Annotated in this window: 26 protein-coding genes and 1 other annotated feature; all 26 genes read right to left on the minus strand. The window is 48.1% G+C overall.

Annotation, left to right across the window (positions count from 1 at the left end; all coding sequences use genetic code 11):
- Window positions 1-7 precede the first annotated feature (7 nt).
- The 26 genes from rplV to sigH all read right to left on the minus strand — a co-directional run bounded on the left by rplV (window position 8) and on the right by sigH (window position 24,615).
- Window positions 8-343, minus strand: coding sequence for a 50S ribosomal protein L22 (gene rplV, locus WFJ73_RS31130; RefSeq protein WP_015847219.1), 336 nt, complete (start codon window positions 341-343; stop codon window positions 8-10).
- Window positions 344-385: 42 nt separating this feature from the next.
- Window positions 386-664 carry a 30S ribosomal protein S19 gene (gene rpsS / locus WFJ73_RS31135; protein ID WP_127497498.1) on the minus strand — a complete coding sequence of 93 codons (279 nt, stop codon included), beginning with the start codon at window positions 662-664 and terminating at the stop codon, window positions 386-388.
- Between the two features lie 66 nt (window positions 665-730).
- On the minus strand, window positions 731-1,561 hold the full coding sequence (gene rplB, locus WFJ73_RS31140) for a 50S ribosomal protein L2 (RefSeq protein ID WP_127497496.1): 831 nt from the start codon (window positions 1,559-1,561) through the stop codon (window positions 731-733).
- A 17-nt stretch (window positions 1,562-1,578) separates the two neighbouring features.
- Window positions 1,579-1,872 (minus strand): 50S ribosomal protein L23, encoded by a 294-nt coding sequence (rplW, locus tag WFJ73_RS31145; protein WP_127497493.1) that lies wholly within the window; start codon window positions 1,870-1,872, stop codon window positions 1,579-1,581.
- Window positions 1,872-2,495 carry a 50S ribosomal protein L4 gene (gene rplD, locus WFJ73_RS31150; protein ID WP_015847223.1) on the minus strand — a complete coding sequence of 208 codons (624 nt, stop codon included), beginning with the start codon at window positions 2,493-2,495 and terminating at the stop codon, window positions 1,872-1,874. Before rplD ends, rplW begins: the two co-directional genes overlap by 1 nt.
- Before the next feature lie 27 nt (window positions 2,496-2,522).
- Window positions 2,523-3,146, minus strand: coding sequence for a 50S ribosomal protein L3 (gene rplC, locus WFJ73_RS31155; protein WP_015847224.1), 624 nt, complete (start codon window positions 3,144-3,146; stop codon window positions 2,523-2,525).
- A 39-nt stretch (window positions 3,147-3,185) separates the two neighbouring features.
- A complete protein-coding gene (gene rpsJ, locus WFJ73_RS31160) occupies window positions 3,186-3,494 on the minus strand; it encodes a 30S ribosomal protein S10 (RefSeq protein WP_005544556.1) in 309 nt (102 codons plus the stop codon).
- A 388-nt stretch (window positions 3,495-3,882) separates the two neighbouring features.
- A complete protein-coding gene (locus tag WFJ73_RS31165; protein WP_015847225.1) occupies window positions 3,883-4,677 on the minus strand; it encodes an ABC transporter ATP-binding protein in 795 nt (264 codons plus the stop codon).
- The gene (locus WFJ73_RS31170; protein ID WP_127497490.1) at window positions 4,677-5,591 is read right to left on the minus strand and encodes an ABC transporter permease; all 915 of its coding nucleotides are present in this window, start codon (window positions 5,589-5,591) and stop codon (window positions 4,677-4,679) included. Before WFJ73_RS31170 ends, WFJ73_RS31165 begins: the two co-directional genes overlap by 1 nt.
- Before the next feature lie 70 nt (window positions 5,592-5,661).
- Entirely contained in the window at window positions 5,662-6,717 is a 1,056-nt protein-coding gene (locus tag WFJ73_RS31175; RefSeq protein ID WP_336776720.1) for an ABC transporter substrate-binding protein, read from the minus strand.
- Window positions 6,718-6,895: 178 nt separating this feature from the next.
- Complete coding sequence (tuf, locus tag WFJ73_RS31180) at window positions 6,896-8,086, minus strand: elongation factor Tu (RefSeq protein ID WP_015847228.1); 1,191 nt, start codon at window positions 8,084-8,086, stop codon at window positions 6,896-6,898.
- Window positions 8,087-8,201: 115 nt separating this feature from the next.
- Window positions 8,202-10,277, minus strand: a complete 2,076-nt coding sequence (fusA, locus tag WFJ73_RS31185; protein WP_336776721.1) for an elongation factor G — start codon at window positions 10,275-10,277, stop codon at window positions 8,202-8,204.
- A gap of 53 nt (window positions 10,278-10,330) precedes the next feature.
- On the minus strand, window positions 10,331-10,801 hold the full coding sequence (rpsG, locus tag WFJ73_RS31190) for a 30S ribosomal protein S7 (protein ID WP_015847230.1): 471 nt from the start codon (window positions 10,799-10,801) through the stop codon (window positions 10,331-10,333).
- Window positions 10,802-10,865: 64 nt separating this feature from the next.
- Window positions 10,866-11,285 (minus strand): 30S ribosomal protein S12, encoded by a 420-nt coding sequence (gene rpsL / locus WFJ73_RS31195; protein ID WP_015847231.1) that lies wholly within the window; start codon window positions 11,283-11,285, stop codon window positions 10,866-10,868.
- 156 nt (window positions 11,286-11,441) lie between these two features.
- Window positions 11,442-11,672: a ribosomal L7Ae/L30e/S12e/Gadd45 family protein gene (locus WFJ73_RS31200; RefSeq protein ID WP_127497481.1), complete on the minus strand. Its 231-nt coding sequence runs from the start codon at window positions 11,670-11,672 to the stop codon at window positions 11,442-11,444.
- A gap of 251 nt (window positions 11,673-11,923) precedes the next feature.
- Window positions 11,924-15,571 carry a DNA-directed RNA polymerase subunit beta' gene (rpoC, locus tag WFJ73_RS31205; protein ID WP_442956007.1) on the minus strand — a complete coding sequence of 1,216 codons (3,648 nt, stop codon included), beginning with the start codon at window positions 15,569-15,571 and terminating at the stop codon, window positions 11,924-11,926.
- Between the two features lie 74 nt (window positions 15,572-15,645).
- Complete coding sequence (rpoB, locus tag WFJ73_RS31210; RefSeq protein ID WP_127497477.1) at window positions 15,646-19,209, minus strand: DNA-directed RNA polymerase subunit beta; 3,564 nt, start codon at window positions 19,207-19,209, stop codon at window positions 15,646-15,648.
- 293 nt (window positions 19,210-19,502) lie between these two features.
- Window positions 19,503-20,108, minus strand: coding sequence for a class I SAM-dependent methyltransferase (locus WFJ73_RS31215; RefSeq protein ID WP_336776723.1), 606 nt, complete (start codon window positions 20,106-20,108; stop codon window positions 19,503-19,505).
- A gap of 102 nt (window positions 20,109-20,210) precedes the next feature.
- A complete protein-coding gene (gene rplL, locus WFJ73_RS31220) occupies window positions 20,211-20,570 on the minus strand; it encodes a 50S ribosomal protein L7/L12 (protein ID WP_127497473.1) in 360 nt (119 codons plus the stop codon).
- 91 nt (window positions 20,571-20,661) lie between these two features.
- Window positions 20,662-21,165, minus strand: a complete 504-nt coding sequence (gene rplJ, locus WFJ73_RS31225) for a 50S ribosomal protein L10 (protein WP_015847237.1) — start codon at window positions 21,163-21,165, stop codon at window positions 20,662-20,664.
- Between the two features lie 59 nt (window positions 21,166-21,224).
- Window positions 21,225-21,377: a sequence feature (ribosomal protein L10 leader region), on the minus strand.
- Between the two features lie 19 nt (window positions 21,378-21,396).
- The gene (gene rplA, locus WFJ73_RS31230; protein ID WP_336776724.1) at window positions 21,397-22,089 is read right to left on the minus strand and encodes a 50S ribosomal protein L1; all 693 of its coding nucleotides are present in this window, start codon (window positions 22,087-22,089) and stop codon (window positions 21,397-21,399) included.
- A gap of 140 nt (window positions 22,090-22,229) precedes the next feature.
- Window positions 22,230-22,655: a 50S ribosomal protein L11 gene (gene rplK, locus WFJ73_RS31235; protein WP_015847239.1), complete on the minus strand. Its 426-nt coding sequence runs from the start codon at window positions 22,653-22,655 to the stop codon at window positions 22,230-22,232.
- Window positions 22,656-22,703: 48 nt separating this feature from the next.
- The gene (gene nusG / locus WFJ73_RS31240) at window positions 22,704-23,237 is read right to left on the minus strand and encodes a transcription termination/antitermination protein NusG (protein WP_015847240.1); all 534 of its coding nucleotides are present in this window, start codon (window positions 23,235-23,237) and stop codon (window positions 22,704-22,706) included.
- A 23-nt stretch (window positions 23,238-23,260) separates the two neighbouring features.
- On the minus strand, window positions 23,261-23,470 hold the full coding sequence (gene secE / locus WFJ73_RS31245) for a preprotein translocase subunit SecE (protein ID WP_015847241.1): 210 nt from the start codon (window positions 23,468-23,470) through the stop codon (window positions 23,261-23,263).
- Window positions 23,471-23,487: 17 nt separating this feature from the next.
- Entirely contained in the window at window positions 23,488-23,637 is a 150-nt protein-coding gene (gene rpmG, locus WFJ73_RS31250) for a 50S ribosomal protein L33 (protein ID WP_015847242.1), read from the minus strand.
- A gap of 327 nt (window positions 23,638-23,964) precedes the next feature.
- On the minus strand, window positions 23,965-24,615 hold the full coding sequence (gene sigH / locus WFJ73_RS31255; protein WP_015847243.1) for an RNA polymerase sporulation sigma factor SigH: 651 nt from the start codon (window positions 24,613-24,615) through the stop codon (window positions 23,965-23,967).
- Window positions 24,616-24,761: the final 146 nt, after the last annotated feature.

Genomic DNA, 24,761 nt, shown 5'->3' on the forward strand with positions numbered 1-24,761 from the left:
TCCCTCCTTATTTTTCAGATACAACCAATGTGATGTGGCTGGTTCTTTTATTGATCCGGCTTGCGCGTCCCATTGCACGAGGGCGGAAACGTTTCATTGTCGGACCTTGGTTCACGAATGCTTGCGTGATAACCAGTTTGTTCACGTCCAATTGGTAGTTATGCTCAGCGTTAGCAATAGCAGAGTTCAGCAACTTCTCCAGGATTGGGGAAGCAGATTTCGGTGTATGACGCAAAATTGCGATCGCTTCACCTACTTGCTTGCCACGGATCAAGTCCGCAACCAGCTGTGCTTTACGAGGAGCAATGCGTACGAAATTAGCGTGCGCTTTAGCTTCTGGCATGGATGAACCTCCTCTCATACATTAAAAAATAATTCAGGCAGATTATCTCTTACCTGTTTTCTTGTCATCGTCATGGCCTTTGTAGGTACGAGTCGGTGCAAACTCACCGAACTTGTGTCCAACCATATCTTCCGTTACATAAACCGGTACATGCTTGCGGCCGTCATAGACTGCAATGGTGTGACCGATGAACTGTGGGAAAATTGTCGAGCGACGGGACCAAGTCTTGATAACGACTTTCTTGTTCGTTTCGTTCAATTCCTCGACCTTTTTGAGCAGGTGGCCGTCAATAAACGGACCTTTTTTCAAACTGCGACCCATTTGGAGTCCTCCCTTCGCGGAAACGTAGCGCGACCATCGGTCACGCTGCTTGCAAACAAGCGATTATTACTTCGTACGACGACGAATAATATATTGGCTCGATGCTTTTTTCTTCTTGCGTGTTTTGTAACCAAGAGTCGGTTTGCCCCAAGGAGACATAGGGGATTTACGACCGATTGGAGCACGGCCTTCACCACCACCGTGTGGGTGATCGTTCGGGTTCATTACTACGCCGCGAACTTCAGGACGTTTGCCCATCCAACGGGAACGGCCGGCTTTACCGATTTTCACGAGTTCGTGATCTTCGTTGCCAACGGAACCGATTGTTGCACGGCAAGTGCTCAGGATACGACGAACTTCGCCGGAGGACAGACGGATGGATACATAGTCGCCTTCTTTACCAAGAAGTTGAGCTTCTGTACCAGCCGCGCGAACCAATTGTCCGCCTTTGCCTGGTTTCAGTTCGATGTTGTGGATAACTGTACCCACTGGAATGTTGATAAGTGGCAAAGCGTTACCGATTTTGATGTCAGCATCAGGACCGGAAACAACTTGATCGCCGACTTTCAGACCTTTAGGTGCGATGATGTAAGCTTTCTCACCATCAACGTAGTTGATCAGAGCGATGTTGGAAGTACGGTTCGGATCGTATTCGATCGAAGCAACTTTACCTACAACACCATCTTTTGTACGTTTGAAGTCGATGATACGGTATTTACGTTTATGTCCGCCGCCATGGTGACGAACTGTAATTTTACCTTGGTTATTACGACCAGCTTTTTTGAAAAGCGGAGCAAGCAAGGATTTCTCCGGAGTGCTTGTTGTGATCTCTTCAAAAGTCGAAACGGACATGTTACGACGAGCCGGGGACGTCGGTTTATACTTTTTGATTGGCACTGTGTTTCCCTCCTTTTCTATACAGACGTTTCAAAGAACTCAAGCTCTTTGCTGTCAGCGCTCAGCTGAACGATTGCTTTTTTCCAATCAGGACGGTAGCCGTTGTACTTACCGTAACGCTTCGGCTTACCTGCAACACGCATTGTATTAACGCTCGTTACTTTTACTTTAAAGATCTGCTCGATAGCATCTTTAATTTCGGTTTTGTTCGCACGAAGGTCAACTTCGAATACGTAGCGTTTAACCGCCATGAAGTCGCTAGTGCGCTCCGTAATAACAGGGCGTTTGATAATATCGCGAGGATTTTTCATTATGCAAACACCTCCTGTACTTTCTCTACCGCTTCTTTCGTGATGATGAGCTTGTCATGCACCAATACGTCCAGAACATTAATGCCGTCAGCAGCGACGAATTTCACGCCTGGGATATTGCGAGCAGACAATGCTACATTGTCATCATAAGCCGGCAAAACAACAAGTGCTTTGCGATCAGCTTTCAGGTTGTTCAAGATTGCTGCGAATTCCTTCGTTTTAGGAGCCGCGAATGTCAATTGATCAAGAACGACGATCTCGTTAGCGATCACTTTGGAAGACAATGCGGATTTAATCGCCAGACGGCGAACCTTCTTAGGAAGTTTAAAGCCATAAGAGCGCGGAGTCGGTCCAAATACTGTACCGCCGCCAACCCATTGTGGCGAACGAATGCTACCTTGACGAGCACGGCCAGTACCTTTTTGTTTCCAAGGCTTACGACCGCCGCCGCGTACTTCGGAGCGTCCTTTTGTTTTGTGCGTACCTGCACGCTCAGCAGCTTGCTGAAGCAATACAGCGCTATGCAGTACATGAGAGTTAGGCTCGATACCGAATACGCTGTCCGCCAATTCGATTTCACCAACTTCAGAGCCACTCACGTTAAATACTGTAACTTTAGGCATTTCTTGTTCCTCCTTTCTTGTAAGCAATTAGTTCTTAACTGTTTGTTTCACTTTAACGAAACCGTTTTTAGGACCTGGAATGGAGCCTTTAACAAGGATCACATTGCGTTCAGCGTCTACACGGATAATTTCGAGTTTTTGGATCGTAACTGTCTCATGACCCATGTGACCAGGAAGGTGTTTGCCTTTTGGTACGCGGTTCGCTTGAATCGAACCCATGGAACCAGGACCACGATGGTAACGGGAACCGTGAGCCATTGGGCCCGTGCTTTGTCCCCAACGTTTGATAACGCCGGCAAAGCCTTTACCTTTCGAAATACCTGTTACGTCAACAAACTCGCCTTCTGCGAACAAATCAGCCTTAACTTCTTGGCCAACTTCATATTCGCCCAAGTTGATACCGCGAATTTCACGAACGTAGCGCTTAGGAGCTGTGTTAGCTTTCTTTGCGTGGCCGATTTCCGGCTTGATCGCTCTAGCTTCTTTCTTATCGGAGAAACCGAATTGTACGGCTTCATAACCATCGTTCTCTTGATCTTTCTTCTGGAGAACTACACAAGGACCAGCTTCGATAACCGTTACAGGAACGACATTACCTTCAGCGGTAAACACTTGCGTCATACCAAGTTTTTTCCCTAAGATACCTTTCATGTTGACACCTCTTTTCCTTTCAATGATCAGCTATGCTTATTACAGTTTGATTTCGATATCTACACCGGATGGTAAATCCAGGCGCATCAACGCATCAACCGTTTGCGGCGTTGGGTTAACAATATCGATCAAGCGTTTATGTGTACGCATTTCGAATTGCTCCCGGGAATCCTTGTACTTGTGCACCGCACGGAGAATAGTGATGATTTGCTTTTCCGTAGGAAGCGGAATCGGCCCGGATACGCCTGCACCGGAACGTTTTGCTGTTTCCACGATTTTCTCAGCGGATTGATCAAGAATTCTGTGATCGTATGCTTTCAAGCGAATACGAATCTTTTGCTTTGCCATATAAGTCCCTCCTTCTATCGCCCAATTTCTTATCGGACATACTCCGTGAGAAAACCCGGCACATGCCCCATGGCAAAGGGGCCGGGTGTGTCGGCAACCTCTCACATCATCGCAACGTCACAGACCAACAGTCAATATTATACCGAAACAGCTGGGCAAATGCAAGGGAAAAGTTATGTCTTTTCCTATCTTTACTCAGCTTGGTGCAACAACGATTTATGTTCGACTTTCCCGCGTCCGCCGCCTGGACGAACCGTGTTTTCCACTTCGCCTATAATACACGATTATGTACAAACTCTCAAATCCATTTTTGACCTGAAAATAGCTTCTATATAATAGAAGAAACGCAACAGCGAATTTCGCTATTGCGTTTCTTCTATTAGTGCGATTAGCCAAGAACGACACGGTCGTCGGCCATCTTTTTGCCGCTGATCTGTTCGAATTCGCCTAGCAAGCGTTCTACGGTCAGATCTTTCTTCCGGTCTTCATTGACTTCGAGTATGATTCTGCCTTTATCCATCATGATTAACCGGTTGCCGAGACGAATCGCCTGTTCCATGTTGTGAGTAACCATCAAGGTAGTCAGATTCATTTCGCGCACAAGCGTCTCGGTCAGCGTTGTGATGAGCTCCGCACGAGCCGGGTCAAGGGCTGCCGTATGTTCATCAAGCAGAAGAATCTGAGGTTTCGTAAAAGTAGCCATCAGAAGGCTAAGCGCTTGACGCTCGCCGCCGGACAGAAGGCCTACCTTAGCGCTCAAGCGATTCTCGAGTCCAATGCCCAGACGGGAAAGCTGCTCCCGGAAAATCGCGCGGCGTCCACGGTTGATGCTAAGCGAGAAACCACGCTGCTTCCCGCGTGTATAGGCCATCGCCAGATTCTCTTCAATAGACATTCGCGGGGCAGTACCGGCCATCGGATCCTGAAATACGCGGCCAATCCACTTGCTTCTGCGGAACTCAGGCAGATTGCTAATATTTTTGCCCTCGATCCGGACCTCGCCGGTATCCGGCTTCATTACGCCGGAGATGATATTCATCAGCGTCGACTTGCCGGCGCCGTTACTGCCGATAACCGTAATAAAGTCTCCGGGCTTCATCGCCAGGTTCGTATTCACAAGGGCCGTCTTTTCATCTAATGTCCCCGGGTTAAAAAGCTTTGATACTTTGGATATTTCCAGCATCAGCGTCCGCCCCCTTTTTGTTCAACGCTATTCAAAAGAGCCGCCGTGCGTTTTTGGGCCATTCTCTTTTGTTTCCACGATTTCTGCAAAGACGGGAAGACAAGCGCGATAATAACGATAACCGCCGTAATCAATTTAAGATCGGATGCCTCGAAGAAATCGCTTTGATAAGCAAGACCGATAATAATGCGATAGACGATTGAGCCCAGTACAACGGCCAGTGTCGCACGAAATACAGTTTTCGCGCCAAACAGCGCCTCACCGATAATGACCGAGGCGAGACCAATAACGATCATCCCCACACCCATCGTAATATCGGCAAATCCGCTTTGTTGAGCAACAAAGGAACCCGACAAAGCAACCAGGCCGTTCGATAACGCAATACCCATAATCTTAGTTGTATCGGTATTCGTGCCAAAGCTACGGATCATGCGCTCGTTGTCACCCGTTGCCCGAAGACTCAAACCAAGATCCGTCTTGAAGAACAGATCAAGCAGAAGTTTAATAATAACAACGACAATCGGCATGAGCACAAGAACCTTAACTCCCGAAAACACAGTCGAGATGTCCGATCCCATAAGTCCGATGTTCGGCTTGCCCATAATCCGCATATTAACGGAATAGAGCGCGATCATCATCAAAATACCGGATAATAATCCGTTGATTTTTCCTTTCGTGTGCAGCAAGCCCGTAATTGCACCTGCGGCAGCTCCGGCGCCAAATGCCGCAAGGCATGCGAGCCATGGCGAAGTGCCGTTCGTAATCAGAACTGCTGCTACCCCTGCTCCGGTTGTGAAGCTTGCATCAACCGTGAGATCGGGAAAATCAAGGATGCGAAATGTAATATAAACGCCTAGAGCCATTAAGGAATAAAGCAAACCTAGCTCAAAAGCACCATTTAACCATACTGGCACCGGGGCACCTCCTCCACATAATAAGAGAACGGGATGAACGCAAGGGAGCGTTTACCCCGTTCTCAACATGTTATTGAATGATATTGTTGTCCGGATCTTTAACTCCGGATTTCATAGCATCGGTAACTGTAATACCTTCATCGGCAGCTGCCTTGAGGTTAAGAATCAGGTCGAGCTTGTCCGGTTTCGTTACTTTCATCTCGCCCGGATTTTTACCCTTCAGTATTTCAGCGGCCATTTGGCCTACTTGGTAGCCATGATCGTAATATTTAAAGCCTACAGTAGCAAAAGCGCCTTTCTCAACCGTATCGCGGTCACTAGAGAAGAACGGAATATGGTTTTGCTTCGCCAATTGCAGAAGTGCGTCTACACCGGATACAACAACGTTATCAAGCGTGATGTACATAGCATCTACTTTACCGATAAGCGATTCACCGGCTTGTTTTACTTCGGAAGTGTTTGTAACCGGTGCTTCAATCAGCTCGATGTTGTGCTTAGCAAGTGCTTCTTTAGCAGTAGCAGCCATAACAACCGCATTGCTTTCGCCTTTGTTAATGACCAAACCAACCTTCTTCACGTTAGGGAAGTTAGCTGCGATAAAATCCATCAGTTGAACAGCTGCATCAGGATTCGTATCGGAAGCACCCGTTACGTTGCCGCCTGGAGCATCGAGGTCAGAAACCAGATCAGCGGAAAGCGGATCCGTTACGGCAGCGAACAATACTGGACCTTTATTGCCGGCATTCGTATAAGCTTGTACAAGTGCTTGTGCGGATGGTGTTGCGATACCAAGTGCCAGATCGGCTTTTGCACCTGCGATTTTTTGTGCGATCGACAAGTTATTCGTTTGATCGCCTTGTGCTGTATTGAAATCTACGCTCAAGTTTTGCCCTTCAACAAAACCGGCATCCTTCAATGCTGCAAGAAAACCTTCTTTTGTTGCGTCAAGCGAAGGATGCTCAACGATCTGAGAAATCGAGATCTTGTACGATTTCTTCGCGTCCGAATTACCTGCGTCTGCAGTATTGCCGGAGCCAGTGTTCTCGTTGCTTTTACCACTGTTCCCACATGCTGCTGTAACGAGCAAAAGTACTAAAGCAAGCGGTACCAACCATTTCTTTTTCATTTCTAGATTGCCCCTCCCGAATATTTGTCTGAATTCTTCGAATAACGTCGATAGACGCTTATCCATTAATTCTAATGGCATGTAAAGATATACGTCAATGGTGGGTTTTATCTGGAAATTAAAAAACCCTCTGCCAGAGGCAGAGGGTTTCATAAAGCGCGGCTAAAGCCGCACCTTATTATTTTTGGATAGTTGCAACAGCGCCAGCGCCTACAGTACGGCCGCCTTCACGGATGGAGAAACGAGTTCCTTCTTCAACCGCGATTGGAGCGATCAGTTCTACAGTAACTGTGATGTTGTCGCCAGGCATTACCATTTCAGTACCTTCAGGCAGGTTGATGATACCTGTTACGTCAGTTGTACGGAAATAGAATTGTGGACGGTAACCAGTGAAGAAAGGCTTATGACGGCCACCCTCTTCTTTAGTCAGAACGTAGATTTGAGCAGTGAAGTTAGTGTGTGGTTTAACCGAAGCCGGTTTAGCCAGTACTTGACCACGCTCGATATCTTTACGGTCTACACCACGAAGCAGTGCGCCGATGTTGTCGCCCGCTTGAGCGGAATCCATCAGTTTACGGAACATTTCTACGCCCGTAACAACGGATTTGCGAGTTTCTTCAGCCAGACCAACGATTTCGATCTCGTCGCCAACTTTAACCACACCACGGTCGATACGGCCAGTAGCAACTGTACCGCGGCCAGTGATTGTGAATACGTCCTCGACAGGCATCAGGAAAGGCTTAGCTGTGTCGCGCTCAGGAGTTGGGATGTAAGTGTCAACTTGTTCGAACAGTTCAACGATTTTGTCAGCCCAAGGACCATCTGGGTTTTGCAGAGCTTCACGAGCTGCACCACGGATGATTGGAGTGTCGTCGCCTGGGAACTCATACTCGTTAAGAAGGTCGCGAACTTCCATCTCAACCAGTTCAAGAAGCTCTTCGTCTTCAACCATGTCGCATTTGTTCAGGAATACAACGATGTAAGGTACGCCTACTTGACGGGACAGAAGGATGTGCTCGCGAGTTTGCGGCATAGGGCCGTCAGCTGCGGATACAACCAGGATAGCGCCGTCCATTTGAGCAGCACCAGTGATCATGTTTTTAACGTAGTCGGCGTGACCTGGGCAGTCAACGTGAGCATAGTGACGGTTAGGAGTCTCATACTCAACGTGAGCTGTCGAGATCGTGATACCGCGCTCGCGCTCTTCAGGAGCTTTGTCGATTTGGTCGAAAGCGATTGCCGCGCCACCGTATTTTTTGGAAAGTACAGTAGTGATAGCAGCTGTCAAAGTAGTTTTACCATGGTCGACGTGACCGATAGTACCGATATTTACGTGCGGTTTATTACGTTCAAATTTAGCCTTTGCCATTGAACTTAATCCTCCTTAATATAACTGAAGTTTTATGTGTGGGCCAAACACAAATGCCTTAAGGTATTTGTGCCCGGCCTTGCATACCAAAGGTATGAATTTAAGGGCTTAATAATTAAGCGCCTTTGTTTTTAGCGATGATCTCTTCGGAGATCGAACGTGGTACTTCTTCATAGTGCGAGAGCTCCATGGAGAATACGCCACGGCCTTGCGTACCGGAACGAAGAGTTGTGGAGTATCCGAACATCTCTGCAAGAGGTACCTTAGCACGGATGATTTGTGCGCCTGCACGAGTATCCATACCTTCGATACGACCGCGACGGGAGTTCAGCATGCCCATAACGTCGCCCATGTACTCTTCTGGTACTGTAACTTCAACCTTCATGATTGGCTCAAGAAGAACTGGGTTACATTTTTCCTTAGCAGCTTTAAGCGCCATGGAACCAGCGATTTTGAACGCCATCTCCGAGGAGTCAACGTCATGGTACGATCCGTCGAATACAGTTGCTTTAACATCAACGAGCGGGAAGCCAGCGAGTACGCCGTTCTTCATCGACTCTTCGATACCTGCTTGGATAGGAGCGATAAATTCACGAGGAATCGATCCACCAACAACTTTATTCTCGAATACGAAGCCTTGACCTGGCTCTTGCGGAGTGAATTCAACCCAACAATGGCCATATTGACCTTTACCGCCGGACTGACGAACGAATTTACCTTCAACCTTAGCCGCAGAACGGAATGTTTCGCGGTAAGCTACTTGAGGTTTACCAACGTTAGTCTCAACTTTGAATTCGCGAAGCATACGGTCAACCAGGATTTCAAGGTGAAGCTCACCCATACCCGAAATGATCGTTTGGTTCGTTTCTTCGTCTGTGTGAGCACGGAACGTTGGATCTTCTTCAGCCAGTTTGGAGATTGCGATACCAAGCTTGTCTTGGTCAGCTTTCGTTTTTGGTTCGATAGCTACCGAGATAACTGGCTCAGGGAAGTTCATCGATTCAAGAATGATCGGGTTCTTCTCGTCGCACAGTGTGTCGCCTGTGATGGTATCTTTCAGACCTACTGCAGCAGCGATGTCGCCGGAGTAAACTTCCGAAATCTCTTGACGGCTGTTCGCATGCATCTGCAGGATACGACCGATCCGCTCACGTTTGTTCTTAGTTGCGTTAAGAACGTACGAACCGGATTTCAGGATACCCGAGTATACACGGAAGAACGTCAATTTACCAACGTAAGGGTCAGTCATGATTTTGAACGCGAGTGCCGCGAACGGCTCTTCGTCAGAAGAATGACGTACCGACTCTTCGCCGTCTTCGAGTGTACCTTTGATAGCTGGTACGTCGAGTGGGGATGGGAGGTAGTCTACTACTGCGTCCAACATCATTTGAACACCTTTGTTGCGGTACGAAGAACCTGCTACAACCGGGAAGATCTTAACTTCACAAACGCCCTTACGGAGCGCTGCTTTAATTTCTGGAATCGTAATTTCTTCGCCTTCCAGATATTTCATAGTCAATTCTTCGTCCAGTTCAGCTACGCGTTCGATCAGATCGGTGCGAAGCTCTTCGACTTTTTCTGCATATTCTGCAGGAATTTCGATAACTTCAGGATCTCTTCCGAGGTCATCTTTGTACTTGTATGCTTTACGTTCAACGATGTCGATAACGCCTACGAAATCACTTTCAGCGCCCATCGGCAATTGAATCGCAACAGCATTAGCTTGCAGACGATCACGCATGTCTTTAATAACATTCAGATAGTCTGCACCGATGATGTCCATCTTGTTGATGTAGGCGATCCGTGGAACGCCATAACGGTCAGCTTGGCGCCATACCGTTTCAGACTGTGGCTCAACGCCTTCTTTGGCACTGAATACGCCAACGGCCCCATCCAATACGCGCAGGGAACGTTCAACTTCTACTGTGAAGTCAACGTGCCCCGGGGTGTCGATAATATTAATGCGGTTGCCTTTCCATTGAGCAGTAGTCGCGGCAGACGTAATTGTAATACCGCGCTCTTGCTCTTGCTCCATCCAGTCCATCGTTGCAGCACCTTCGTGCACTTCACCGATTTTATGAGTACGGCCTGTATAGAACAAGATACGCTCAGTGGTAGTTGTTTTACCAGCATCGATATGCGCCATGATCCCGATGTTACGCGTATTATTCAAGGAGAACTCTCTAGACATGAATTTGTCTCCTCTCGTGTTTTGAGTTAAACTCAAACATTTTGGTTAAAATCCTACCAACGGTAGTGAGCAAACGCTTTGTTCGCTTCTGCCATTTTGTGTGTATCTTCGCGCTTCTTCACAGATGCACCAGTGTTGTTCGATGCGTCCATGATTTCAGCTGCCAGACGTTCTTCCATCGTTTTTTCACCGCGGTTACGCGAATAGTTCACGAGCCAACGGAGACCAAGCGATGTACGACGTTCAGGTTTTACCTCAATCGGCACTTGGTAGTTAGAACCGCCGACACGGCGAGCTTTAACCTCGAGTACAGGCATGATGTTTTTCAACGCTTCTTCGAACACTTCCATTGGATCTTTACCCGTGCGTTCTTGGATCAGCGTGAAAGCATCATACAACAGCGTTTGAGCAACGCCGCGTTTACCGTCGATCATGATGCGGTTGATAAGGCGGGTTACCAGTTTGCTATTGTAAACCGGATCCGGCAATACGTCGCGTTTTGTAACAGGACCTTTGCGTGGCATGAGAAAGTCCCCCTTTCTTAGTTAGTCGCAATATCCGAATATTTATCCGAACAGATTGCTATTATTATTTTTTAACTTTAGGACGTTTAGTACCGTATTTCGAACGGGATTGGTTACGGTTGTTTACACCCGCAGTATCCAATGCGCCGCGAACGATATGGTAACGTACACCCGGAAGGTCTTTTACCCGACCACCACGGATCAATACAACGCTGTGCTCTTGCAGGTTATGACCGATACCAGGAATGTACGCTGTTACTTCTACGCGGTTAGTCAAACGTACACGCGCGTATTTACGAAGTGCGGAGTTTGGTTTTTTCGGAGTCATAGTACCTACACGAGTGCACACACCGCGTTTTTGCGGAGCGCTGATGTTCGTTGCTTCACGTTTCAAGGCGTTGAAACCTCTTTGCAAAGCAGGCGATTTCGATTTTACGACTTTAGCTTGGCGGCCTTTGCGGACCAGCTGGTTAATTGTTGGCATGTTGCCACCCCCTTCCCATGATTATGTCTTATTAATGGCAAGACATTTTACCCAATTAATTAAGCCCACAGATCCAGGCGGTTCATAAAAGAACAAATAAAAATTTCTGTCAGTCCATCATCTTTCAATTCTGCACTAACAAAAATGGAGTCTACTTTATTCTTCATCAAGTATGAGCGCTGCCATAGCGGCTCCGACATCAATCCCGCAGGTTTCCCCGAGTTCTTGCATCGTATCTATCCACTTGACCGGAACACTCAACCGCTCGCACAGATGAACGACCTTCTCTCTCATCCGCGGATCTGCATCACGAGCCACATAGACTTCGATAGCTTTACTCTGTTCAAGCATCTTAGTCGTCTGTTTCGCGCCAACCTTAAACTGCATGATATCACCTTTCCTTTTGCGGTAGAGCGATCACACAATTAGGCACACTTCGATATATTAACACCTACATCTAGAAGTGTCAAGCTGTATTACACCCTGTCCAATTGCAAAGTTTTGGTTATCTCATTTACACGGTTAAAGGTAAGGCCCCTCAACTATTATACATGTAAAAGAGCGGGCATCAACAGGGAAGACCAACCATCCCTGCCGAATGCCGCGCTCTCCTCATCTATTACAACAATATGCGATTCCTATTCGATCGTTACGGCTTCGGATTCCAATTCGCCCTCTGCAGTTGCTTCCGGCTCATCTTCTAGGCCTACCAGCTTGATGCTGCGGTAACGGTTCATACCTGTACCAGCCGGGATCAGCTTACCGATAATAACGTTCTCTTTCAGACCAAGCAATTGGTCGACTTTACCTTTGATAGCAGCATCGGTCAGGACGCGGGTCGTTTCTTGGAACGATGCCGCGGACAAGAACGAATCTGTCTCAAGGGACGCCTTCGTAATACCAAGCAATACCGGCTTCGCAACGGCAGGCTCAAGACCTGCAAAGATTGCTTCGCGGTTAGCTGCTTCGTATTCGTGGATGTCAACAAACGCGCCTGGAAGAAGCGTAGTGTCGCCAGCGTCAACGATACGGATTTTGCGAAGCATTTGCTTAACCATAACCTCAACGTGCTTGTCGTTGATTTCTACACCTTGGTTACGGTATACGCGCTGTACTTCTTGCAAAATGTAGTTTTGAACGCCACGGATACCTTTGATACGCAGCATATCTTTAGGGTCGATCGAACCGTCTGTGAGCTCGTCGCCTGCTTCGATTTGCTGGCCTTCGGTTACGCGGATACGCGAGCCATACGTAATTGCATAGACTTTCGTTTCTGCTTCGCCTTGGACTTCGATTTCGCGGCGGTCTTTCGCCTCGCGAATTTCTTTAACAACACCGTCGAGCTCCGTAATGATCGCTTGACCTTTCGGATTACGCGCCTCGAAGAGCTCTTGGATACGCGGCAAACCTTGCGTAATATCGTCGCCGGCAACGCCGCCGGTATGGAATGTACGCATCGTCAGCTGTGTTCCCGGTTCACCGATGGATTGCGCGGCGATAATGCCTACCGCTTCGCCAATCTCAACGTGCTTGCCGGTCGCCAAGTTACGGCCATAGCATACTTTACATACGCCATGACGTGCACGACAGCTAAGAACAGAACGGATTTGAAGTTTCTCGATACCTGCGTCGATAATCGCATCGGCTTTGCCGGAGTCGATCAGCTCGCTCTTCTTAACAATAACCTCACCCGTTTTCGGATGACGGATTGTTTCGAACGAGTAACGGCCTTCGATACGGTCGTACAGATCCTCGATAACCTCTTTGCCGTCTTGGATCTTGCTAACGGTAAAGCCTTTATCCGTACCGCAATCGTCTTCGCGGACGATAACGTCCTGCGCAACGTCTACGAGACGGCGGGTCAAGTAACCCGAGTCCGCTGTACGAAGCGCCGTATCGGCCAGACCTTTACGGGCACCGTGCGTCGAGATGAAGTACTCGAGGACGGTAAGGCCTTCACGGAAGTTCGATTTGATTGGCAACTCGATGATACGACCGGATGGGTTGGCCATCAGACCACGCATACCGCCGAGCTGTGCGATCTGCGATTTGTTACCCCGTGCTTTGGAGTCCACCATGAGCATGATGGAATTGTAACGGTCCATCGATTTCATGAGGATATCGGTAATTTGGTCTTTCGATTTGCTCCAAATTTCGATAACACGGTCATAACGTTCTTCGTTCGTTATCAGACCGCGACGGTACTGATTCATAACGACTGCTACTTTAGCATCCGATTCTTTCAGAATCTCGACTTTCTCCTCCGGAACGACAACGTCCGCTACCGCAACAGTAATACCTGCGCGCGTGGAGTACGTAAAGCCAAGCTGCTTGATCCGGTCAAGAATAATAGATGTCAAAGTTGTATGGTAGATACGGAAGCACTCGCCGATGATGTTGCCGAGATACTCTTTGCCGACACCGCCGGCAATTGGCAACTCATTCATGATTTTGTTCAAGTCGCTGCCTTTTTCATAGACGAAATACTTATCCGGTGTACCTTGCAGCAAGTTCGCTTTGGTAGCCTCGTTGATGTAAGGAAAATCTTCCGGGAAGATTTCGTTGAAAATAACTTTACCGACAGTTGTACTAATCAGCGAGTTCTGTTGCTGCTCCGTAAAGATCGTTTTCTTCAACACTCTCGCAGGCACAAATACACGCGCATGAAGCGATACAATACCGCGTTGGTACGCGGAGATTGCTTCATTCACGGTAGCGAACACCGATCCGGAGCCTTTTGCTTCTTTGTTATCCATCGTCAAGTAGTACGATCCGAGAACCATATCCTGCGATGGCGTAACAACAGGCTTGCCGTCTTTCGGGTTCAAAATGTTGCCCGATGCGAGCATCAGGAGTCGTGCTTCAGCTTGCGCTTCTGCCGACAGCGGTACGTGAACGGCCATTTGGTCACCGTCGAAGTCCGCGTTATAAGCGGTACATACGAGCGGATGAAGCTTGATGGCGCGGCCTTCAACCAGAATTGGTTCGAACGCCTGGATACCGAGACGGTGAAGCGTAGGGGCACGGTTAAGAAGAACCGGATGCTCCTTGATTACTTCTTCAAGAACGTCCCAAACTTCCGGGCTGACGCGTTCAACTTTGCGTTTTGCGCTCTTGATATTATGAGCCAGACCTTTGTTCACGAGCTCTTTCATTACGAAAGGCTTGAACAGCTCCAGTGCCATCTCTTTTGGAAGACCGCATTGGAACATTTTCAGGTTTGGACCTACGACGATAACGGAACGACCAGAGTAGTCAACCCGTTTACCGAGCAAGTTCTGACGGAAACGACCTTGTTTACCTTTCAGCATATGGCTGAGCGATTTCAAAGGACGGTTACCTGGGCCTGTTACTGGGCGACCACGACGACCGTTATCGATGAGGGCATCAACTGCTTCTTGCAGCATACGCTTCTCATTCTGAACGATAATGTCTGGTGCACCAAGGTCAAGCAGACGTTTCAAACGGTTGTTACGGTTAATCACACGGCGGTACAGGTCGTTAAGGTCAGACGTTGCAAAACGTCCGCCGTCCAGCTGTACCATCGGACGAAGCTCTGGCGGAATAACCGGAAGCACATCGAGAATCATCCATTCCGGCTGATTGCCGGAGTTACGGAATGCTTCGATAACTTCTAGACGCTTAATCGCACGATTACGACGTTGCCCTTGAGCAGTGCGTAATTCTTCTTTCAGCTGTTCCAGTTCTTTCTCTACGTCGATGTCTTGAAGCAATTTCTTAACTGCTTCTGCACCCATGCTCGCTTGGAAGCCATAACCATATTTTTCACGGTAGCTGCGGTATTCTTTCTCCGACAGCAGTTGTTTTTTCTCAAGCGGCGTATCACCAGGATCGGTTGTAACATAGGATGCAAAATAGATAATCTCCTCAAGCGAACGAGGCGACATGTCAAGCGCAAGGCCCATACGGCTTGGAATACCTTTAAAGTACCAGATATGCGATACAGGAGCAGCAAGCTCGATATGGCCCATACGCTCGCGGCGTACTTTAGCGCGAGTTACTTCAACGCCACAGCGGTCACAGACAACGCCTTTATAACGAACGCGTTTGTATTTGCCGCAATGACATTCCCAGTCTTTTGTAGGCCCGAAGATCTTCTCACAGAAAAGACCTTCTTTCTCCGGTTTTAACGTCCTATAGTTGATCGTCTCCGGTTTTTTGACTTCTCCGCGGGACCAAGAACGAATTTTATCCGGCGAGGCAAGCCCGATTTTCATATACTCGAAGTTGTTCACGTCCAACAAGGAGCAACCCTCCTTCGTCATGTATGGCTATGTCGTACAAATTGGCGGCTGCACGCCCTCCGGTTAAGAAGGACGAGCAGCCTTTTATTCAAAGCTTATTCAGCGCCGGCTTCGGCACCTTCTAAGTTGAGGTTAAGCTTATCGCTTGTTCCGTCATCTTCGTCATCGATTTCTTTCATTTCGATCTCTTCTTCATTCTCGGTGAGGATCTTAACGTCCATACCAAGGGACTGAAGCTCTTTGATCAATACCTTGAACGATTCTGGAACGCCTGGCTCCGGAACGTTCTCGCCTTTCACGATCGATTCGTACGTCTTCACACGGCCGACCACGTCGTCGGATTTGACCGTAAGAATCTCTTGAAGCGTGTAGGCTGCGCCATAGGCCTCGAGTGCCCAAACCTCCATCTCACCGAAGCGCTGGCCGCCGAATTGAGCTTTACCGCCCAATGGCTGCTGCGTAACGAGAGAGTAAGGACCCGTCGAGCGGGCATGGATTTTATCGTCGACCATGTGCGCCAGTTTGATCATGTACATGACGCCAACCGTAACTTCGCGTTCAAACGATTCGCCTGTACGTCCATCGTACAGAATCGTTTTACCGTTACGCTGCATGCCGGCCTCTTCCATCGTATCGAATACGTCATACTCGCGTGCGCCGTCGAATACCGGCGTTGCGGCATGAAGACCAAGACGCTTACAAGCCATACCCAGATGGACTTCGAGTACCTGACCGATATTCATCCGCGATGGTACGCCCAGTGGGTTCAACACGACTTCAACTGGCGTGCCGTCTGGCAAGAACGGCATATCTTCCTCCGGCATAATGCGGGCGATAACCCCTTTATTACCGTGGCGTCCTGCCATTTTGTCGCCTTCGGAAATTTTACGTTTTTGAGCAATATATACACGAACCAGCTGATTCACGCCTGGTGGCAGCTCATCGCCGTTCTCGCGGGTAAATACTTTAACGTCTACGACGATACCGTCGGTACCATGCGGTACGCGAAGCGATGTATCGCGCACTTCACGAGCTTTCTCACCAAAGATCGCGTGAAGAAGGCGCTCTTCCGCCGTCAGCTCCGTAACGCCTTTAGGAGTTACTTTACCAACGAGGATATCGCCGGCGCCGATCTCGGCACCAACGCGGATAATGCCGCGTTCGTCGAGGTTTTTCAGCGCTTCTTCGCCGACATTCGGAATGTCGCGCGTAATTTCTTCCGGTCCAAGCTTCGTATCGCGTGCCTCGGATTCGTATTCTTCAATGTGAATGGAAGTGTACACATCCTCTTTCACAAGCTTCTCGCTAAGAAGAATCGCATCCTCGTAGTTGTAACCTTCCCAAGTCATGAACGCAACGACAACGTTGCGGCCCAGCGCCAATTCGCCTTGCTCCGTGGAAGGACCGTCGGCGAGAATATCGCCTTTCTTGATCACTTCACCTTTGCGCACAAGCGGACGTTGGTTAATACATGTTCCTTGGTTGGAACGCATAAACTTATGCAGTTTATGTTTCACGAGATCGCCAACAACTTGCTTGCCATCCAGCATCTCTGTACGGCGCAGCCAAATTTCATTTGCCGAAACTCGTTCAATAACACCGTCATACTTGGATACAATACATACACCGGAGTCTTTAGCCGATTTGTGCTCCATACCAGTACCAACAAGAGGTGCTTTAGGAATAAGGAGTGGAACGGCCTGCCGCTGCATGTTGGATCCCATGAGCGCACGGTTGGAGTCGTCATTTTCCAGGAACGGAATGAGCGCTGTCGCAACCGACACGACCTGCTTAGGCGATACGTCCATGTAGTCAACGCGTTCGCTTGGCATGGTCAAGATGTTATCTGCTTGCTTATTGTAACGTACGATGACACTGTCATCGACAAATTTGCCTTCTTCGGTCAACTTCGCGTTCGCTTGCGCGACAACGTAGTTATCTTCTTCGTCAGCCGTCAAATACGAGATTTGCTCGGTAACGATGCCTGTCTTCGGATCTACCCAACGGTAAGGGGCTTCGATGAAGCCATACTCGTTAATGCGGGCAAACGTCGACAAAGAGTTGATCAGACCGATGTTCGGACCCTCTGGCGTTTCGATTGGACACATACGCCCGTAGTGGGAGTGATGGACGTCCCGTACTTCGAAGCCTGCGCGCTCACGCGTCAAACCACCTGGACCGAGAGCAGACAAACGACGTTTGTGCGTCAATTCTGCCAGCGGGTTCGTTTGGTCCATAAACTGTGACAGCTGCGAGGAACCGAAGAACTCTTTAATCGATGCGATTACAGGGCGAATGTTAATCAAGGCTTGCGGCGTAATTGCGTTAGCATCTTGAATCGACATTCTTTCGCGAACAACGCGTTCCATACGGGATAGACCGATACGGAATTGGTTCTGAAGCAATTCGCCTACAGAACGCAGACGACGGTTACCGAGATGGTCGATATCGTCCGTATTGCCTACTCCGTGAAGGAGGTTAATGAAATAGTTGATGGACGAAATGATGTCCGCCGGCGTAATATGCTTAACGGATTTATCAATGACGCCATTAGAGATGACTTTGATAACCTTCGCGTCATCAAGCGGCGAATACACGCTGATCGCTTGAAGCGGAATGCTATCCGCATCCAGCACACCATTAGCAACATGGTACGTTTTGAAACCGACGTTTTTCTCCAGCTTGTCGAGAATCTCATCCAGCAGACGGCGGTCAATCATTTGACCTGCTTCCGCGATGATCTCGCCCGTACCTGGATCGACCAGCGTCTCAGCGAGACGTTGATTAAACAGACGGTTCTTAATGTGAAGCTTTTTGTTTATTTTGTAACGGCCGACGTTAGCCAGGTCGTAACGTTTTGGATCAAAGAAACGAGCAACAAGCAAGCTCTTCGCATTGTCCAAAGTAGGCGGTTCGCCTGGACGAAGGCGCTCATAGATTTCAATTAACGCTTTCTCCGTCGAATCTGTGTTGTCTTTATCCAGCGTGTTGCGAATATACTCGTCATGGCCGAGCAATTCTAAGATCTCAGCGTCGGTTCCGAAGCCAAGAGCGCGCAAAAGCACCGTCACCGGTATTTTCCGGGTCCGGTCAATACGAACGTAAATGATGTCCTTAGCATCCGTCTCAAGCTCGAGCCAAGCTCCGCGATTCGGAATTACCGTTGCCGTGTATGTTTTCTTCCCGTTCTTATCAACCTTCGTGCTGAAGTACACACTTGGGGATCGAACCAACTGGCTGACAATAACACGTTCCGCCCCGTTAATAATGAACGTACCGGTCTCTGTCATCAGCGGGAAGTCGCCCATGAACACTTCTTGTTCTTTCACTTCGCCGGTTTCTTTGTTGAAGAGCCGTACCTTAACGCGCAGTGGAGCAGCGTACGTCACATCGCGTTCCTTTGATTCATCGACCGAATATTTCGGTTCGCCCAAGCTATAGTCGATAAACTCAAGCGATAGATTGCCCGTAAAGTCCTGAATCGGCGAAATATCCTGGAACAACTCAAGCAAGTCGTTATCCAAGAATTTTTCGTACGATTTTTGTTGGATTTCAATCAGGTTCGGGACTTCCAGCACCTCGTTGATCCGGGCGTAACTTCTCCGCGTGCGCCGACCATACTGAACAAGTTGTCCTGCCAACTTAACCTCACCCCTCATGTCTGTCTCACAGCATCGATATCTACTGCGTCACTACTTTAAATAAAGAAAAGCCCTTATCGAATAGTTCGAAAAAAGAGCGTGTTCCGGCAGCCAACCAAACGCAGCGCGGCGCGATGGTTCCATATCAAGTAATTTTGCCCAAAATGTAAACATTATACGTCAAATGTGCAAGAAATATGCATTCCGCGCCAAAATTCGCACTTGACATTTTAGTTAGCTAAAGAGATTGAGCCCAATTTAATGCTGACATTTTATAATACTACCATATCTGAAAAGTCAAGTCAAGAAAATCAAGTCATAGATTTTGTTGCTAAAAATATCCGGTAGCCTTTATCCTTCGTTACCTCTTCCACATCGCCAAAAAGCGCTTCTAGCTTGGCCTCTGCAGATGGCGCGCCTTGCTTCTTCTGAATGACAACCCACATCTTGCCGCCGGGATTTAATAGATTGTACCCTTCTTCAAAAATACGATGGACCACCTGTTTGCCCGCCCTGATCGGAGGGTTAGTCAAGATCACGTCATAACGGTTATCCTTCACCGATTCATAGATATCGCTTTGGACAACCGTAACATTAGAAATGCTATTAAGCTTTGCGTTCTCCTTAGACAGCTCAACCGCACGTTCATTTATGTCGATCATGGTTACATGCCCCTCCGGCGCCAGCTTCGCCGCAGTTAATCCGATGGGCCCGTAACCGCACCCGACATCAAGCACTCTAGCAGATGGCGCAAGAACGAGCGCATCCAGCAGCACACGGCTGCCATAATCGACGCCAGATTTCGAGAATACGCCAGCATCCGTCACAAACCGCAGAGCGAATCCCCGAAGCTTTGCTTCATGCACTTGTCTATCATGCTTCACTCCCGGCGTTTGGGAGTAATAGTGGTCCGACATTCTTTTTGGCCTCCTGCCTCTTGAGCTACAAGTCTTGAACATGCAACGAACCCCTTGAAACGTGACGTTTCAAGGGGCCCGTTATTATAGCTTGAAGCGAAATTACTTCACTTCTACAGCAGCGCCAGCTTCTTCAAGCTTAGCTTTAACCGCTTCTGCTTCTTCTTTGCCAACTTTTTCTTTGATTGGTTTAGGAGCGCCGTCAACCAGGTCTTTAGCTTCTTTCAGGCCCAGACCAGTGATTTCGCGAACCACTTTGATTACGTTGATTTTGGAAGCGCCAGCGTTGTTAAGGATAACGTCGAATTCAGTTTGCTCAGCAACTTCTGCTGCGCCGCCTGCTACTACTGCTACTGGTGCAGCAGCTGTAACGCCGAATTCTTCTTCGATTGCTTTAACAAGATCGTTCAGTTCAAGAACAGTCATAACTTTGATTGCTTCCAAGATTTGCTCTTTAGACATGGTTATACCTCCGAAAGTGGTTGATTTTTTTTGGTTTTATGCCGCCTTCCGGGGAAGGTCGGCGGTTCGTTCGTACAAATGACGGTTTAACTTAAGCTTGTGCTTCTTTTTGCTCGCCGACTGCTTTAACCGCAAGCGCGAAGTTGCGCATTGGAGCTTGCAGGACGCTGAGGAGCATGGAGAGCAAGCCTTCGCGGGACGGAAGTTCCGCCAGTGCTTTAATCTCTTGCGCACCTACTACTTTACCTTCAACAACGCCGCCTTTAAGTTTCAGAGCGTCGTTCTTTTTAGCGAAATCGTTCAAGATTTTCGCTGGTGCTACAGCATCGTTCACGCTGAAAGCAATGGCTGTAGGACCAACCAGAATGCTGTTCAGATCGGACAATTCCGCAGCTTCAGTCGCACGGCGAACGAGCGAGTTTTTCAGAACTTGGAATTCAACACCTGCTTCGCGCAGCTGTTTACGAAGTTCAGTTACTTGCGCAACGTTCAATCCGCGGTAGTCAGCAACAACAGTGCTGGAGCTCTCACGAAGCTTCGCTGTGATTTCTTCAACCGCTTGTTGTTTCTCTTGGATGATTTTAACGTTAGCCAAACTGTACACCTCCTGTAATAGTTGTACATCCCGTTTATAAGACGAGCTTCCTCTGCCTAGGGTGCATGAGAAAGGCCTCCACAGCGACTGCGAAGGCCATGATATATCGCTGCCGTGAAGTTAATCACGCGCAAGCTGTATTTATCATAACACCTCGGTAGGAAATTAAGCCTTGCGGCACCTACTGTCTACGGTATGCGTATTCGAATTTTAATTCCGTTCTCGTTAAACTTAGCGGTAAACCGCTACGTTGACGCGAGCGCCAGGGCCCATTGTCGAAGAAACGGAAATGTTTTTCAGGTAAACCCCTTTAGCTGCTGCCGGTTTAGCACGGTTCAGAGCGTCGATCAGAGACTTAAGGTTTTCGTTAAGTTTCTCTGCGTCGAAGGAAACCTTGCCGATTGGAGCATGGATTTGACCTGCTTTATCAAGACGGTATTCGATTTTACCAGCTTTGATTTCTTGAACAGCTTTAGTAACGTCGAATGTTACCGTACCCGCTTTAGGGTTAGGCATAAGGCCTTTACCGCCGAGGATACGACCCAGTTTACCAACTTCAGCCATCATATCCGGCGTTGCTACGCAGACATCGAATTCGAACCAGCCTTGTTGGATTTTGTTGATCATGTCGGAATCGCCAACGAAATCAGCGCCAGCAGCTTCTGCTTCTTTTGCTTTATCGCCTTTCGCGAATACCAGAACACGTTTTGTTTTACCAGTACCATGCGGAAGTACAACAACGCCACGAACCGCTTGGTCTTGTTTACGAGGGTCAACGCCCAGACGCACAGCTACTTCAACGGACTCGTCGAATTTTGCTGTAGCGGCTTTCTTCACAAGCTCGATTGCTTCCAAAGACTCGTAAGTAGCTTCGCTGTTAATCAGCTTAGCAGCTTCTGCATACTTTTTGCCGTGTTTAGCCATTTGAGTTTTCCTCCTTTGTGGTTGTAGCGGAAAATTCCCCTTATGGGACTCCTCCCACTTAAACGAAGCAGTACACTTCGCCGGGCTGCGCCTATTCGGCTGCCCATGTGTTAACCGACCGCAAGCGGCCAGTTACACAATTAGTCAACGATAGTAACACCCATGCTGCGTGCAGTACCTTCAATCATAAGCATCGCTGCCTCAACGGAAGCTGCATTCAGGTCAGGCATTTTTTGCTCAGCGATTTCACGAACTTTCGAACGTTTAACTGTAGCAACTTTCTTTTTGTTTGGTTCACCGGAACCCTTTTCGATACCTGCTGCAACGCGGAGCAATACTGCTGCCGGTGGAGTTTTAGTTTCGAAAGTGAAGGAACGGTCTTCAAACACTGTGATAACAACCGGGATAATCAATCCCGCTTGGTCTGCAGTACGAGCATTGAATTCTTTACAGAACGCCATAATGTTAACGCCTGCTTGACCAAGTGCCGGACCAATCGGCGGAGCCGGATTAGCTTTACCTGCAGGAACTTGCAGTTTGACCATTTTGATAACCTTTTTTGCCATGACTTACACCTCCTTACACAAGTAATCCCAAACTACGGAAACCGGATATTATATCTTCTCCACTTGAGTATAGTCCAGCTCAAGCGGGGTCTCCCTGCCAAACATGTTGACATGTACCTTAAGCTTGGATTTGTCGAGCAGAATTTCTTCCACTGTACCAACGAAATCCGCAAAAGGACCTACTTTGACGCGCACGGTTTCCTTCAGGTCGAATTCAATCTTCGGCTTAGGCTCTTCCATGCCCATGTGCTTCAGAATTTGTTCTACTTCGTCTGGCATAAGCGCAATTGGCTTGGAACCAGAACCGGTTGACCCTACAAATCCTGTGACGCCCGGCGTATTGCGAACAACATACCATGAATCGTCAGTTTGAACCATCTCCACGAGGACGTAGCCGGGGTAAACTTTACGTTGAACAGTCTTTTTCTTACCGTCCTTCTCTACCACTTCTTCTTCCATCGGAACCAGAACGCGAAAGATTTTGTCTTCCATGCCCATCGATTCGAGGCGACGCTCCAAATTGGCTTTCACTTTGTTCTCATAACCGGCGTAAGTGTGTACGACATACCATCTTTTTTCCATTCCAATCCACCTTTGGACCCTTCTTAAACAATCAGATTAACTAGAGACGAGATCCCGATGTCAAGAAGCCAAAAGTAAATCGTCACAAACGCGATCGTTAGAAGTACGACGATCGAATAGCTTGTCAACTCTTTACGGTTTGGCCAGCGAACCTTTTTAAGTTCTGCCCAGCTGTCGGCAAAGAAACTAAACGTTGTTCCGAAGCTTTGCTTCAGTTTAGCCAAAAATGCCACGTCAACACCTCCAATGACTATCTCGTCTCGCGATGAGGAGTCTGCTCGTTACAGAACTTGCAAAACTTCTTCAACTCGATGCGGTCGGGGTGATTGCGTTTGTTCTTGCTGCTCGCATAGTTTCTCTGTTTGCAGTTTGTGCATGCCAACGTGATTATTACCCGCATTGAATTACACCTCCCGAACTGCTAAATAACGGATCACAACGCCATATGTATATGACATTGCTACTTCGGCCCCAATACAAAACAAAGCCTCACATCAAGGCCTACCTAAAACAATTTATCACACGGCCTATTCCAATGTCAATGAAAACATAGGCTGGGCCATAGCGAATATTATGGAAATATGGCGACACCAGGAATCTCGTCTCTACTATTATCGTCACAATTCATGCTTTTAAAACTTAAAATGAGCTGCCCTCCGCCTCCGGCCTGATGCCGGACGGGAGAACAGCTCATATCAACTCTATACCGCGTATAAAGATTAATAGCTTATCCACTAAGATCCCGAACTTCCAAGTAACGCTCAAGTTTGCGCTTTACACGCTGCAGGGCATTGTCAATCGATTTGACATGTCTGTCGAGGTCAACAGCAATTTCCTGATACGATCTACCGTCCAGATAGAGCATAAGCACCTTCCGCTCCAGATCGCTTAGAATCTCTGACATCTTGTCCTCAAGACCAACAAATTCCTCCTGGTTAATGATAAGCTCCTCCGGATCGGATACCCGGGTGCCGCAAATCACGTCAAGAAGAGTACGGTCAGAATCTTCGTCATAAATAGGCTTATCCAAAGAAACATAAGAATTAAGCGGAATATGCTTCTGCCTGGTAGCCGTCTTTATGGCCGTAATAATCTGCCTCGTAATACATAACTCCGCAAAAGCTTTAAAGCTAGCAAGCTTGTCCCCTTTAAAGTCGCGGATAGATTTATAGAGTCCGATCATGCCTTCCTGCACGATATCTTCCCGGTCAGCCCCGATCAGGAAGTAAGAACGGGCCTTGGCACGGACAAAGTTCTTATATTTGTTGATCAAATATTCAAGAGCCAGACTGTCGCCGTTACGAACCGCTTCTACGATATCCTCGTCAGAACTGCAGTCATACTCAAGCGTACTCCATTTTTTGAGGTCGATGCTCACGAACTATCCCTCCGGCCTGCAAGGCGTACGCCGCTAGATTCATATGCAACCTATATCCATGGCTTCCTGCCACAACGATTTAAAACAAGACAAAATAGCGATAAAACTGCCGTTCTCATCACTAAATATAGAGCCAGTATACATTA

The sequence above is a fragment of the Paenibacillus sp. MMO-58 genome (assembly GCF_037146255.1).
In the GTDB taxonomy this organism is placed as follows: Bacteria; Bacillota; Bacilli; order Paenibacillales; family Paenibacillaceae; genus Pristimantibacillus.